The organism is Nocardia sp. CA-135398 (genome assembly GCF_050955845.1).
Taxonomy (GTDB): Bacteria; Actinomycetota; Actinomycetes; order Mycobacteriales; family Mycobacteriaceae; genus Nocardia.
Map to the genome: position 1 here is coordinate 2,239,285 of NZ_CP192084.1, position 13,532 is coordinate 2,252,816.

The window sequence follows — 13,532 nt, forward strand, 5'->3', positions numbered from 1 at the left end:
CAACAATCCCGCCCGTCGAGTTCTGGCGGGTTCAGGCCGCCATAGTGCGCTCAGCTCATCCGGGCAATGACCGAGCCGGGCAGATGTGGCAGCACCACATCGATGAGCCGCCACGGCCAACCGGGAACGCACGCGCGAATTTTCTCGTGCTCGATCGCCCGCACCATCGCCGCGACGCCCTTCGTCAATGGCGTGACCATGCGTGCGTCACCGGCCTTCGCCGCCATATCGGTGGCGATGAATCCGGGAAGCAATGTGGTTACCGCGATCGGCGAGTTGGCGAATTCGACCGTGAGCGCCTCACCGAGCGCGGCCAGTCCGGCCTTGCTCGCGGAATACGCGGCCTTCTTCCCCGGCAAGCCGCGCACCGCGCTCATCGAGGACACCAGCACCAGGTGCCCCGACTCCTGGGCGCGGAAGATCTCCAGGGCCGCCTCGGTCTGGGCGAGGGCACTGACGAAATTGGTGGTGGCCGTGGCGATATTGGCATCCGCACGTCCGGTGCCGATCCGCGCGCCCTTGCCGATGCCCGCATTGACGATCACCCGATCCAATCCGCCGAGTTCATCGCGCAGTTCCGCGAAAACCCGTGGGACGGCCGCATGGTCATCGACATCGAGCGCGCGGACCGCGACGGTTGTGCCCGGGTGCGCGGCGGTGAGTTCGTCACGCAGGGCCTCGAGCGCGTCCAGACGGCGGGCGCACAGGGCCAAGTTCCGGCCCTTCGCGGCGAAATCCCGCGCCATCGCCGCACCGAGTCCGGCGCTGGCGCCGGTGATCAGGATCTTGCTCCGCGTCATGGTTGCGAACCATAGCGGTTACTGAACGCGAGTCAATATCCCTGTGGGGTCGACTCAGCCCCCGAATGAACCTGTGCTCGGTGGCAGCATGTGCCAAGCGCCGCAGTTCACCGTCTTGAAGGCCACGTCGGTCGGCGCGATCTCGGCGCGGACCGGACGGTTCCTGGTGAAGTCGTTATTGATGATGTAGTGCTGATCGGTGTTATCGCCCTCGACCTTGCGCAGCCGTCGCCAGTCGCAGCCGACAGCCGGGTCGGGAGTGCCCTGGCCCTCCCAGACACCGGGGAAGATATCGACGCCGACCAGATAGACACCATCCTCGGTGATGGTGTTGCGGGGCTGGGCGGCCGCGGTGCCGGTGCCCAGCAGTGTCACGGTGGACGCCATTGCCCCCGCGATCACGAGCGTGCTTGCACGCATACTGCTGTCTCCTCGAATTGTGCTCTGGCCGCCACTGGCGGCTGACCTGCGGAGATCCCCGAATCTCCGGGGCCAAGGTCTACCAGACTCGGCGGTCGATTTCGGTGGAATCGCCAGATTCCGGTCGGCCGTGATTCCACTCGCCGGTATTCCCGCGATATCTGTTATATGAGTGGTATTTGTCCGGTGGTCGATGTCGCGGGCAGGCGGTCGACTTGCGGGGTGGCGTGTGCTGGGCTTTGTACCGACGATGGGCTCGCCGCCGTGCTGGCCGCGGACCGGGCGCTATTGCATTGGCGCGCCATGCGCGGACTCGGCGACTCTGGCCTCGCCGAACACGCGGTCCAGGAGACGTTGCTGCGAGCCTGGCGCTCGTGCGCGGGGTTCGACGAGCGCAAGGGCACAGTGCGCACCTGGCTGCTCGCCATCGAACGCAACGTCGTGATCGATATCGCTCGCGCCCGCGCGGCCCGCCCCGCGGATACCGGATGGGATGAGATCACCGAGCTCAGCGACGTCCGCTTCGCGAATCCGGACTTCGCCGAGCGCCTCGTCGACGGTCTGCTCGTCGCCGATCTACTGGCCCGGCTGCCCGAATCGCAGCGCGCGGCGGTGGTGGAGGTGATCCTGCGGGACCGGGCCTATCAAGAGGTGGCCGATGACTTCGGTGTGCCGGTCGGCACCGTCAAGACCCGGGTGCATTACGCGCTGCGCTCCTTGCGCCGCTTGCCGCTCGGTGCATGAGCCCGCATCTGGTCGGCAATCCCCGTTTCACGGCGGCGTGAGTCGCTTTTTGGTCGTCTGATCAGCGAGAATGCGCCCGAGCGCGCCGATAACATTTCGGTAACGGCGCTTGCTTTGCTGATGCTGGCGTTGCCAGAGTGAACCACTGGGTTTGGTGTTACTAGTGGGAAGGGAGGGGTGCCCCGTCCCGGGGCACCGACACCGCACATGAAGCCAAGCATCATCAGTACCGGTATCTGCGGCGCCGTCACGGCCGCCGTGGTGGTGACGTTGTCGGGGTTGACCCCGGCCGCGATCGCCGATCCGGCATCGCCGGATATGTCCACGAAACTCGCAGGCAAGACCATATTCCTCGACCCGGGTCATCAGGGTCCCAACCACGCCGAGAACTTGGCTAAGCAGGTGAGCAACGGTCGCGGCGGCACCAAGGACTGCCAGACCACCGGCATGACCACGGTCAACGGCGTGCCGGAGCACACCATCAACTGGAAGGTGGCCGACCTGGTCCGGGCGGCCCTGCAGGATCTCGGCGCCAAGGTGGTACTCAGTCGTCAGGACGATTCCGGATGGGGCGGCTGCGTCGATGAACGCGCCCAAGCCGCCAATGCATCCGGTGCCGATGTCGCGGTGAGCATCCACGCCGACGGCGCACCGGCGCAGGACCGTGGTTTCCATCTGATCGTGCCGCAGCTGCCGATCCCGGATCCGAAGGCGGATCAGGTTCAGTCCGGGCTCGGTCTCGCGGCGACGAGGGCGGTGCGCGACGCGTATCTGGAGGCCGGATTCCCGGCCGCGAATTATGCGGGCGCACAGGACGGTCTGCAGACCCGCGCGGATGTGGCCGGTCCGGCGATGACCACCGTGCCCGATGTATTCATCGAAATGGGCAATGGCGCCAATGCCGAGGACGCCGCACTCTTGGAAAGTCCGGAGGGGCAGGTCAAGCACGCCCTGGCCATAACGACCGGCTTGGTGGGCTTCCTGCTCGGCGCACAGCAGCAGGCGACGGCGGCACTGGGCGCGATTCCGGCGCTGACCGGGTCGACCGATCGGCCAGCCTCGGCTCCACTATCGAATACCCCACCGGCACAGTCGGTTCCGCAGGCTCCCGCCGCGGTTCCTGGTGGAGCGCAGGCGTCAGCCGTTCCCGAACCCGCGGTGGCGCCCAATTCCGCGGGGACCGTGCCGACCGCACCCGCATCGTTGAATCCGCCGCAGGGGTATACCGAGGCACCGGGCTACGCGCAGCTGCCGAGCTCGCCGGACACACAGACACCGGGATTGGCGCAGTCCCCCGGTACCCCACAAGCGGGCGCACCGCAGTCACCCGGTTACGGGCTCTCGCCCAATACGCCGCAGTCACCGGGTTACGGGCTCTCGCCGAACACCCCGCAGTCACCGGGTTACGGTCTTTTGCCCGACATGCCGCAGTCGCAAGGCTTCGGGTTCTCGCCCAACACCCCGCAGTCACCCGGTTCGGGCCAAACACCCGGCTCCCAGTTGTCGCCGGGCCAGTCCACGCCGAACACGACCGGCGCCCTGCCAGCCCTCGTCGGCACGATCATGCAAATGATGCTGCCGTTGGCGAGGTCCCTCGGCATGGACAACACCGTGATCACCTCGGAGCTGATCAACCTGGCCTACACCTTGGCCAGTACCCTGCTCGGTCCGACCAAGTAACGCAGTCGCCTGACTGTGGATAGTCGCATCGAAGCGCATGCGCCGCAGGCGCGAGTCTCGACGGCACCACTAGCGACTGCTTGCAGGTCGCTAGTGGTGCGACGCGAGACACCGGGGGCCGCGAACACGCAGCGCCGCAGGCGCTGCAAAATCAACACAGTGCGGATTCCTGTTCTCATAGTCGCCGGGTTTCTCGGATCCGGGAAGACGACGCTGCTCAACCATCTGCTGCGCAATAGCCGGGGCACGCGGATCGGCGTGGTGGTCAACGACTTCGGGGCCATCAATATCGATTCCATGCTGGTGGCCGGACAGGTCGACGCGATGGTCTCACTCGGCAACGGGTGCGTCTGTTGTGCGGTTGATGTCGGTGAACTCGACGAGATGTTCACCAGGCTCGCGCAGCCGCGCGCCAAGATCGACGTGATCGTGGTCGAGGCCAGCGGACTGGCCGAACCGCGCAATCTGATTCGGATGGTCGTGGGTAGCGAGAACCCACGCATCCGCTACGGCGGTCTGGTCGAGGTGGTCGACGCCGAGCAGTTCCCGGACAGTCGCGAGCGTCATCCCGAACTCGCCACCCATCTGCGGCTGGCGGACCTGGTCGTACTCAACAAGGCCGATCGGGTGTCGCCGGAGCGGCTGGATGGATTGCGGCAGGAAATCACCGAGCTGATCGGTCAGGTGCCGGTTTACGCGACCACCCACGGCCACATCGACCCCGGCCTGCTCTTCGACGAGCCGTTGCGCGAAATTCCCCGGGTCGCCGAACAATTGAGCTTCGACGAACTGCTCCACGACCACGATCACCACGACCATGCCGATCTTTTCGAGCGACCTGCAAGCAGCCGCTATGGGCAGCACCGCCACCTGCACGACGACTACACCAGCGTGTCCTTCACCAGCGACCGGGAATTGGATCCGCGCCGCCTGGTCGAATTCCTCGAGGATCCGCCGCCCGGACTGTTCCGTGCCAAGGGATTCGCCGCCTTCGGCGTCGCAGCCGAGCGTCGGAAGTTCGTGCTACACATGGTCGGTCGCCACATCGTCTTCGAACCCGATTCTTGGTCTCGCGGCGAATCGCGCACGACCCAGTTGGTGCTGATCGGTGCGGGGCTGCCCGCCGACGCGGCCCTGGCGCGGCTGCGCGATACCGTGCACACCGCCGCCGAACCGCTGGACCAGCAAGCCATGCTCGGCGTCTGGCGCTACACCCCGCACTGACTCCGGAAAGTTGGCGCGTTCTGCTCGAAGCTGGCGCGTTCGGTACTTGGCGCGGCAATCGCACGGACATAGAACTGAGACATTGCCCCGCCGCGCGCGGCATGTGCGCAACGGAGCGAACAGAGTGCGCGCGGTGTCGGTTCGACCAATGAACCGTGATCGACCGTATTTGTCTCTACGACCGATTGGAGAGTTCCGTGTCAGAGACCTGGGAGAGTGCCACCGCGTACGTCGTTGCCGCGTTGGAGGCCAAAGGCACCGCGACGCGTGACGATTTCGATGTGCCCGCCATCGTCGCCGCATCCCGAGACATTGCCGACAGCTGGGATTTTCGCGCCATCGAGGACTCGACCTTCTGGCGGATCGCGGCGACCTTCCTGAAGGTCTGATCGCGCCCGGGTGACGGTACGGGTGCGGCGTGGGGGATGCGGCGGATCAGACCGATAGTTCCGATCGGTACTCGAGCTGGGTCATGGATCGACGGCGGGCTGCCCGCCGCATCGAACCCACATCCGAATATCCGAGCAATTCGGCTTGGCGCGATCGGCTCAGCGCGACACCGTCCGCGCTCGCCTGCGCGAGGCGGGCATCACGCGCCCGCTCCAATTCCATCCGCCAGGTGGTACCCGCCTCCATCAGCCGACGCTGCAGTGTCCGCGGACTGGTGGCGAGCCTGCGGGCCACCCGGTCCAGCGATACCGCGCCGTCGGCAAATGCCTCGGCCAGCGCGCTCGCCACTCGATCCGGCCATGCGGTCGCCAAGGTCGGCGGTGGCGGCAGAGCGTCGGCAAGGGGCTGTAGCACGGTGGCCAGCACTGGATCGCTGGTGGTCAGCGGCAGGTCCATATCGCTGGCGCGGAAGGTCATCGCATCGACCGGCGCGCCGAATTCGATCGCGGGGGTGCCGAATACCTCGACGAAGGCGTCGATTTCGGCCGGTGCCTGCTGCCGCAACGCCACCCGCAACGGGACGAGCGGGATCCGGACCACGCGCCGTGCCCTGCTGAGCACCGCCGCCAGGCCCCACACCTGGGTGAGGTCGCGGCCGCGGCCCTCGCCGTCGATCATGTCGAGGTAGAGCGTGACCTCGTGTTCGTTCTCCGTGACCAGTTCGAAGCGGTGATTGGTGGTCACCGCGGCGACATAGGGACCGCAGGTCGCCAGGCCCGCGCCGAGTGTCGGGGCGGTGGCGAACAGATAGTCGTAGAGGCCGAAACTATTGAGTTTGTAGCGGCTGGCCACCCGCAATGCGACATTCGGATCGTCGAGCCCGTGCTCGCCCAGTTCCCACAGTCGCGAGAAGGTGTGGCTCGGGAGATGGACGTCCTCGCCGACCATGGTCCATTCGGGTAGGCCGGTCTCGCGGATCAGCCGATCCCGATCCAGTCCGGCATCCGTGAGCTGCGAGATGACGAATCTGTGCAGCAGTACCTGATCGGTTCCCAATGCGCCCCTCCTACCGCGGATCGACGTATCTTCTGCGGGAGAACGCTATCCCGCGCCTATTGAATCGACACTGAATTCGCGTCACAGTGTTGTTTCGAGAAACAACAGCAGGCGCTCACGACGCGGTTATGCACAGGCAATGGGGCTTTACCCGCAGGCGTTCACCCATTCCGAGAGCCCGTCGGCGAAGAGCTGGCGCTTCCAGATCGGCACCTCGTGTTTGATCCGATCCACCAATTCCGCACAGGTGGTAAAGGCCTCGGCGCGGTGCGGGGCGGCGACCGCGACGACGATCGCGAGATCGCCGATAGTCAACTGACCGATGCGGTGGACGGCCGCGACCGGGAGTCCGGAGCGCTCGGCGAGTTCCGCACAGCAATTTCGCAGGAACCGTTCAGCTTCCGGATGCGCCGAATATTCCAAAGCGGAAACCGCTTGTCCGCCATCGTGATTGCGCACCTTGCCGGTGAAAACCACTACGGCACCGTGCTCCGGCCCGGTCACCGCCGCTTCGACAGCCGCCGGATCGAGTGGCTGATCGCTGATACCGGCCAGGCGTACGCCCGCGAATTCACTTGTTGTCATGGTTGCCGCCTCCGGCTACTTGCGCGAGCAGATGATCCAGCAGCGGCTCGAGCACCGCCATACCGTCTTTGACACCACCGGGGGAGCCGGGCAGATTCACCACCACCGATCGGCCCGCCAGTCCGGCCACCCCGCGACTGAGCGCGGCCAATGGGAATTTCGCGGTGCCGCGCTGCCGAATCGCCTCGGCGACACCGGGTAATTCGCGGTCCAATACGGCCAGCGTCGCCTCGGGTGTCGCATCGGAGGGGGAGGCGCCGGTGCCGCCGGTGCTGATCACCAGCGACGGCTCGAATCGCAGGGCATCGGCCAAGCCGATATCGATCTCGGCGTCGGCGTAGATCAGCGGGCCGCGCACCGAGAAGCCGAGTCCACCAAGCCATTGCGCGAGTACCGGACCGGTGGTGTCCACCCGGGTGCCGCACGCGGCTCCGGTAGAGGCGACCAGCACGACGGCGGTGCGCTGATCGGATTCCGAGATCTCTTCCGGCGCATCGTCTTCCGTGGTGGGCTCCGGCTCATCGACCAGTGTTGGGATGTCGACGGGTTCCGGCTCAGTAGGGCGCTCCCAATGTCCTTGTTTGCCACCTTCTTTGGTGAGCAGCCGCACTCCGTTGAGCGTCGCCGCCGGGTCTACCGCCTTGACCATGTCGTGTAGGGTGAGTCCGGCCACCGCGACCGCGGTCAGTGCTTCCATCTCGACGCCGGTGGGGCCCTTGGTTTTCGCGCTCGCCTCGATCGTGATGGTGTCCTCGGTGAAGCCGAATTCTACCTTCACCGAAGACAGGGCCAGCTGATGGCACAGCGGAATGAGTTCCGAGGTCTTCTTCGCGCCCGCGATACCAGCGATCCGCGCGGTCGCGAGCACATCGGCCTTCGGCATATCATCGGCCCGCACCAGCGCGACCACCTCGGCGGTAGTACGCAACTCACCGGCCGCTACCGCGATCCGAGTGGTGTCGGATTTCGCGCTGACATCGACCATGCGGGCGCGACCTTCCCGGTCTACATGGGACAACTCGCTCATAGCGACCACACTCGCACAGGTGCGCCGACCGGCAGCGAGGTGACCTCGGCGGGCACATCGATCAATACATCTGCCCAGGCCATGCCCGCGATGAGATGCGAACCGGGCCCGGAGGCGACCGAGACGGCCGTCGGCAACCGATGCAATCCGGGCGCCGCGGGGTCGTCGCGTACCAGGTGACCGCGCAGGAATTGTCGTCTTCCCTCGGGGGAACGCACCGCATCGCGCAGCGGCACCTCATAGATCTCCACCTCGGGCAGGCCCGCGATATGGCGCAGCATGGGTCGCGCGAACACCTCGAACGACACCATGGTGCTCACCGGATTACCGGGAAAACTCAGCACCGGCACGCCGTTGACGACGGTAAGTCCTTGCGGCCCACCGGGTTGCACCGCGACCGAGCCGAATTCGCCACCCAGCGGTTGCAATACCTCCTTGACCACCTCGAAATCACCCTTCGATACGCCGCCGGAGGTGAAGACGATATCGGCGGATTTCGTCGCGGCGAAAAGCAATGCGCGGAACTTCGCCGGATCATCGGTGCTGTGTTCCACCGAGACCACGCTGACGCCGTTGGCGCTGAGCGCGGCCGCGAGGGCGATGCCGTTGGAGTTGTAGATCTGACCGGGGCGCAATGGTGTTCCGGCGGCGACCAATTCGTCACCCGTGGTGATGACCGCCGCCCGAATCGGTTGGAATACCGGCACATTCGGCAACCCGACCGCCGCCAGTGCGGCGATGTGACGGGGTGCCAGCGTGGTGCCCGCGCGAGCAATCAGTTCGCCGGTGCGCACATCGGTACCCGGTTCGCGCACGAACTCACCCGCGGTGCGCCCCCGCTCGATGGTCACCGTCGCGTCATCGCCGTGCACGTCCTCCACCGGCACCACACAATCGGCGCCGGGCGGAATCGGCGCACCGGTCATCACCTTCATCGCCGCGCCGTGCGGCAGTGGCGTCTGTCCGGCCGCGCCCGCCGCGACCACACCGACCAGCGGCAGCGTCACCGGAGTGACCACCACCGATTCGGCGCGCACCGCGTATCCGTCCATCGCGGAGTTGCGGAACACCGGCAGGTCGATCGGCGCGTGGATATCGTCGGCCAGCTGTCGGCCCAGCGCCGCGGGCACCGCGACGGATTCGACCGAGCGGGCGGCAAGCGGGCGCAGCAGCGCCTCGATAATGTCCCGATGGGCGTCGACGGACCGGGCGGCGGCGGGCGGGCTGGGCCGGTGGCCACCGGAGGTGTCGGCACGCGAGGTCATATGGTCAGCCTAATCGCCGAACGGTAGCGAGTTCTCCTGTCGTATCGCACGAACGCTCACCCGCTGAACTCGGAGTTTGTGAGCTCGAGATGGTGCGGTCCGCCCATGGGCACAGCGTGTGGACCGGTCATAATGGACTGGTGACGCTGGTCGAGATGGGGATTCCCGCCGTGCGGTCCAAGCTGCCCGCACTCGACGGACGGCCGGACACGCCCTACCTTGTCGATCGATTCGGGCGCACCGCGCGCGATCTGCGCGTATCGATCACCGAGAAGTGTTCGCTGCGATGTACCTATTGCATGCCCGAGGAGGGCCTGCCCGCGATCCCGCAGGACGAACTGCTGACGGTCGAGGAAATTGTGCGGCTCGTCACGCTCGCGGTGCGGGAATTGGGGGTGCGTGAGGTCCGGTTCACCGGCGGTGAGCCGCTGCTGCGCCGCGATCTGGAGCGGATCATCGCGGGCTGTCACGAGCGGGTGCCGCAGGTCCCGCTGTCCATGACGACCAATGGCGTCGGACTCGCCCATCGGGCCCACGGTCTCGCGGCCGCCGGGCTGAGCCGGGTGAATGTCTCGCTGGATACCGTGGATCGGCTCGGCTTCGCCCGCCTGACCCGCCGCGATCGGCTGGAATCCGTTTTCGCGGGGATCCGCGCGGCCAGGGATGCCGGGCTGGCGCCGATGAAGGTCAATGCCGTACTGATGCGCGACACCCTCGCCGGTGCGCCGGATCTGCTGAGCTGGTGTCTGGACGAGGGCTGCGAACTGCGGTTCATCGAGGAGATGCCGCTGGACGCCGATCACGAATGGGCCCGCGCCAATATGGTGACCGCGGCCGAATTGCTCGATGTGCTCGGTACCCGCTTCGCGCTGACCGAGGTCGGCCGGTCCGATCCCGCGGCCCCGGCGGAGAAGTGGCTCGTCGACGGCGGCCCGGCGACGGTCGGCATCATCGCGACGGTGACCCGCAAATTCTGTGATACCTGCGACCGGACCCGGCTGACCGCCGACGGCATGCTGCGGTCGTGCCTGTTCAGCGATCAGGAATTCGATGTGCGCCAAGCACTGCGCACGGGCGCGGACGATGATGCGATCGCCACTATCTGGCGCGGCGCCATGTGGAACAAATGGGCGGGACACGGGATCGATGCCGAGGATTTCGTCCCGCCGGAACGCACGATGGGAGCCATCGGTGGTTGAGATCCGCTACTTCGCCGCGATTGCCGACGCGGTCGGCAAGGATCGGGAAACCCTGGACTTCCCGGCCGACGCCACCGTCGCCGATCTGCGCACCACCCTCGCCGAGTCCTACGGTCCCGACCTCGACAAGATGCTCGCCGTCTGCGCCTACCTCGTCGGCGACGAACTCACCCGCGACCCGTCGGTCGCGCTGACTCCGCGCGTCGACGTCCTGCCGCCCTTCGCGGGCGGCTGACTCCGCACCGACCGTTGGCCCCGGTCGACCGGGTTAGCATCTGGCCCAATGCAGTCGCCGGAGCGGATCAGGAGTCGATATGTCCCAGCCGTCGAATCAGGTACCCGCGCAGCACCCGGCGGTGGTGCGGTTCCACGAGGTGCGGGGCGAGAGTCTGCAACTGCGGGTGGCGGACTGGATCACGAAGTTCGCGGGATCGATGCGCTTCGTCTACATCCACGCCATCGGTTTCGCGATCTGGATGATCTGGGCCGAACAGAGTCCATGGCCGACGCTGACCCTGGTCGTCTCCCTGGAGGCGATATTCCTGTCGACCTTCGTGATGATCGGCCAGAATCGGCAGGCCCAGTTCCAGCAGATGAAGGCCGATCACGACTTCAACGAGCAAGAGCTGGAGCTCAAGACCAATACCGAGCTGACCAGGGCCATCCATGAGATGACCAAGGAACTGCACCGCAGGCTGCTGGAGACCCCGGATCCGAAGTAGTCAGCGCCACCAGGTATCGAGCGGCGTGACCGGGACAGTGCGCTTGTGGCGGGTGTTCAGGAAGATCGTCTCGAGCTTCTGCGCCACCTCCGGTGTGACGTCCATGCCCTCCAGATAGTCATCGATCTCGCTGTAGCGCAGGCCGAGCGCCTCCTCGTCCGGCAGCGCGGGACGGTCGTCCTCGAGGTCGGCGGTCGGCACCTTGGACCAGATGCTCGACGGTGCGCCGAGTTCCTGCAGCAGCGCCGCCCCCTGGCGCTTGGTAAGGCCGGTCAGCGGTGTGATGTCGACGCCGCCGTCGCCGAATTTGGTGAAGAAACCGGTGACCGCCTCGGCCGCGTGATCGGTGCCGACGACGAGCATATTCTCCTGACCGGCGATGGCGTACTGGGTCACCATGCGTTCGCGGGCCTTGATATTGCCGCGCACGAAATCGCGCAGTTTTTCCACCTGCAACGCCGAGGCCACCTCGGCGGCAACGGCATTGGCGCCGGGGCGGATATTCACCACCACCGAACGGTCGGGCTGGATGAACCGCAGTGCGATCCGGGCATCGGCCTCATCGGCCTGCACGCCGTAGGGCAGCCGCACCGCGATGAAGCCGGCATCGGCCCCGTCGGCCCGCAGTTCCTCGACGGCGAGCTGGCACAGGCGTCCGGTCAGCGCGCTGTCCTGACCGCCGCTGATGCCGAGTACGAAACCTCGTGCGGGACTTGCGTTCAGATAGTCCTTGAGAAAATCGACCCGACGCCGCACCTCGAGCTTCGGTTCGATATTCGATTGGACGCCCAACTCGGCGATGATCTGTGCACGCAGGTTCCCCATGACGCATCACTCTACTGGCCGCGCCGAGATGACAACCCGCCGAACAAACGCCTCCCAGTTGTCCCCGATCCGGCAGCGGTCGTAACCCAGGACATGCATTTGATGCATCACCAACGCGGCGCCGAGCAGGCCGAGCAGACCATCGGCGACCAGCACGACATCGCCGTCGACCCGCGCCTCCCGCAGCAGCATCGTCACGTGCGCGCGCAGCAGTCCGTAGGGCGGGCCGGTAAAGCGGTCGCTCGCCTCGCCGATTTCCGCGGCGCGATGCAGTTCGCCCGCGACCTCGATATCCAGTAGCCGGGCCCGGCCGAAGGCGACCAGCCGCTCCACCGGCGCCGCGCCCGGTCCCAGTGGTGGCGGTCCGAACATGAACTCTTCCTGGAACTTTCGCTCGGCGTGGTCCAAGAGCGCTCGCAGTAGCCCCGACCTGCTGCCGAACCGTCGGAAGACGGTGCCCTTGCCGACGCCCGCCCGCTTGGCGAGCGCGTCCATGGTCAGGCTGTCGACACCGTGTTCGCGCACGATTTCCTGCGCCGCGTCCAGGAGTAGCTGGCGGTTGCGCGCGGCATCGGCGCGCTCGTGATTTCCGGGCAGGGGCGCACCGACGCCGAGCAGCGGCCGCTCGGGCATCATCCCTTCCGGCATGGATGTGCTGTAGCTCACTAGCCCCTCGCGGTTCTCCCGGGAATGAAATCGGACCATGGTCCGGTTAGTGTAGGCAGAAGTTCGGACACCACATTCAGTACACCAGGAGTCGTCCATGAGCGAGCGAATCAATAACACAGCGCCCTTCGCGTCCGGCGAAGCCGGGAGCCGGACCCGGATCCTTACCCTTGTCGGCAGCCTTCGCGCGGCATCGATCAATCGCAGCCTCGCCGAGGCCGCGGTGCAGACCGCGCCGGAGGGCGTCGAGGTCGCCATCTACGAGGGCCTCGCCGATATCCCCTTCTACAACGAGGATCTCGACCTGCCCGGCTCCGTACCCGCCGCCGCGCAGGCGTTGCGTGACGCGGTCGCCGCATCCGACGGGCTGCTGCTGGTGACGCCCGAGTACAACGGCAGTATCCCGGCCGTGCTGAAGAACGCCATCGACTGGGCATCGCGCCCGTACGGCGCGGGTGCGATCAAGGATCGGCCGGTCGCGGTGGTGAGCGGTTCGATCAGCCCGAATGCGGCCAAGTGGGCGCACGGCGATGTGGTCAAGGCGCTCGGTGTCGCGGGCGCCAGGGTGGTCGAGGCCGCCCATCTGCACTTCGCCGCATTCGGCGAGCGGTTCGCGCAGTCGCATCCGCGTGAGGATGCCGAGGCGCTGACGCAGCTCGGCGCGACCGTGCACGAACTGGTCCAGGCGACCGGCGAACTGGTGTCCGCCTAAGCGCCGAGTCCCGCCAGCGGGGTCGCCCCATTGCTCCATCCGTGGAGTGCGGGGGCGGCCCTTTTTCGTTCGTCGAAAGAAGTTTGCTGGAAGGGCGCTACGGTACGAAATTGTGATCTGCGCCACTGTTGTGTCGGGTTGCGAATCGAGCGTCCAGGTACTTACCGCTTGGGAATTTCATCTTTGTGACTCGCAACATGTCGTGTTGTATGAATCT

At 66.3% G+C, this 13,532-nt stretch carries 16 protein-coding genes; 8 read left to right on the plus strand and 8 right to left on the minus strand.

Annotation, left to right across the window (positions count from 1 at the left end):
- Positions 1-50: 50 nt before the first annotated feature.
- Positions 51-800 (minus strand): SDR family oxidoreductase, encoded by a 750-nt coding sequence (locus tag ACQP1T_RS10010; protein ID WP_433759667.1) that lies wholly within the window; start codon positions 798-800, stop codon positions 51-53.
- Positions 801-854: 54 nt separating this feature from the next.
- Positions 855-1,220, minus strand: coding sequence for a hypothetical protein (locus ACQP1T_RS10015; protein ID WP_433759668.1), 366 nt, complete (start codon positions 1,218-1,220; stop codon positions 855-857).
- A gap of 168 nt (positions 1,221-1,388) precedes the next feature.
- Between ACQP1T_RS10015 and ACQP1T_RS10020 the strand changes: the two genes are divergently transcribed.
- The 4 genes from ACQP1T_RS10020 (at position 1,389) to ACQP1T_RS10035 (ending at position 5,257) form a co-directional block, all read left to right on the plus strand.
- The gene (locus ACQP1T_RS10020; protein ID WP_433759669.1) at positions 1,389-1,964 is read left to right on the plus strand and encodes a sigma-70 family RNA polymerase sigma factor; all 576 of its coding nucleotides are present in this window, start codon (positions 1,389-1,391) and stop codon (positions 1,962-1,964) included.
- Positions 1,965-2,171: 207 nt separating this feature from the next.
- The gene (locus ACQP1T_RS10025; protein ID WP_433759670.1) at positions 2,172-3,644 is read left to right on the plus strand and encodes an N-acetylmuramoyl-L-alanine amidase; all 1,473 of its coding nucleotides are present in this window, start codon (positions 2,172-2,174) and stop codon (positions 3,642-3,644) included.
- A gap of 150 nt (positions 3,645-3,794) precedes the next feature.
- Positions 3,795-4,868: a CobW family GTP-binding protein gene (locus ACQP1T_RS10030; RefSeq protein WP_433762120.1), complete on the plus strand. Its 1,074-nt coding sequence runs from the start codon at positions 3,795-3,797 to the stop codon at positions 4,866-4,868.
- 197 nt (positions 4,869-5,065) lie between these two features.
- Positions 5,066-5,257 carry a hypothetical protein gene (locus ACQP1T_RS10035; protein ID WP_397035301.1) on the plus strand — a complete coding sequence of 64 codons (192 nt, stop codon included), beginning with the start codon at positions 5,066-5,068 and terminating at the stop codon, positions 5,255-5,257.
- A gap of 46 nt (positions 5,258-5,303) precedes the next feature.
- Here ACQP1T_RS10035 and ACQP1T_RS10040 read toward each other — a convergent pair whose 3' ends face one another.
- From ACQP1T_RS10040 to ACQP1T_RS10055, 4 genes are all read right to left on the minus strand, one after another.
- Complete coding sequence (locus ACQP1T_RS10040; RefSeq protein WP_433759671.1) at positions 5,304-6,314, minus strand: AraC family transcriptional regulator ligand-binding domain-containing protein; 1,011 nt, start codon at positions 6,312-6,314, stop codon at positions 5,304-5,306.
- A gap of 147 nt (positions 6,315-6,461) precedes the next feature.
- A complete protein-coding gene (locus ACQP1T_RS10045) occupies positions 6,462-6,899 on the minus strand; it encodes a molybdenum cofactor biosynthesis protein MoaE (RefSeq protein WP_433759672.1) in 438 nt (145 codons plus the stop codon).
- Positions 6,886-7,926 (minus strand): bifunctional molybdenum cofactor biosynthesis protein MoaC/MoaB, encoded by a 1,041-nt coding sequence (gene moaCB, locus ACQP1T_RS10050; protein WP_433759673.1) that lies wholly within the window; start codon positions 7,924-7,926, stop codon positions 6,886-6,888. The genes ACQP1T_RS10045 and moaCB overlap by 14 nt, the downstream gene beginning before the upstream one ends.
- A complete protein-coding gene (locus ACQP1T_RS10055; RefSeq protein ID WP_433759674.1) occupies positions 7,923-9,191 on the minus strand; it encodes a molybdopterin molybdotransferase MoeA in 1,269 nt (422 codons plus the stop codon). The genes moaCB and ACQP1T_RS10055 overlap by 4 nt, the downstream gene beginning before the upstream one ends.
- A 155-nt stretch (positions 9,192-9,346) precedes the next feature.
- Between ACQP1T_RS10055 and moaA the strand changes: the two genes are divergently transcribed.
- The 3 genes from moaA (at position 9,347) to ACQP1T_RS10070 (ending at position 11,112) form a co-directional block, all read left to right on the plus strand.
- The gene (gene moaA, locus ACQP1T_RS10060; protein WP_433762122.1) at positions 9,347-10,390 is read left to right on the plus strand and encodes a GTP 3',8-cyclase MoaA; all 1,044 of its coding nucleotides are present in this window, start codon (positions 9,347-9,349) and stop codon (positions 10,388-10,390) included.
- Positions 10,383-10,625 carry a MoaD/ThiS family protein gene (locus tag ACQP1T_RS10065; protein WP_433759675.1) on the plus strand — a complete coding sequence of 81 codons (243 nt, stop codon included), beginning with the start codon at positions 10,383-10,385 and terminating at the stop codon, positions 10,623-10,625. Before moaA ends, ACQP1T_RS10065 begins: the two co-directional genes overlap by 8 nt.
- Before the next feature lie 79 nt (positions 10,626-10,704).
- Positions 10,705-11,112, plus strand: a complete 408-nt coding sequence (locus ACQP1T_RS10070) for a DUF1003 domain-containing protein (RefSeq protein ID WP_433759676.1) — start codon at positions 10,705-10,707, stop codon at positions 11,110-11,112.
- Here the strand turns inward: ACQP1T_RS10070 and nadE are convergent, their stop codons facing one another.
- Both nadE and ACQP1T_RS10080 read right to left on the minus strand, forming a co-directional pair.
- A complete protein-coding gene (gene nadE / locus ACQP1T_RS10075; RefSeq protein WP_433759677.1) occupies positions 11,113-11,937 on the minus strand; it encodes an ammonia-dependent NAD(+) synthetase in 825 nt (274 codons plus the stop codon).
- A 6-nt stretch (positions 11,938-11,943) separates the two neighbouring features.
- Positions 11,944-12,585, minus strand: a complete 642-nt coding sequence (locus ACQP1T_RS10080; RefSeq protein WP_433759678.1) for a TetR/AcrR family transcriptional regulator — start codon at positions 12,583-12,585, stop codon at positions 11,944-11,946.
- A gap of 115 nt (positions 12,586-12,700) precedes the next feature.
- Here ACQP1T_RS10080 and ACQP1T_RS10085 point away from each other — a divergent pair, with 115 nt between their 5' ends.
- A complete protein-coding gene (locus ACQP1T_RS10085; protein WP_433759679.1) occupies positions 12,701-13,315 on the plus strand; it encodes an NAD(P)H-dependent oxidoreductase in 615 nt (204 codons plus the stop codon).
- Positions 13,316-13,532: the final 217 nt, after the last annotated feature.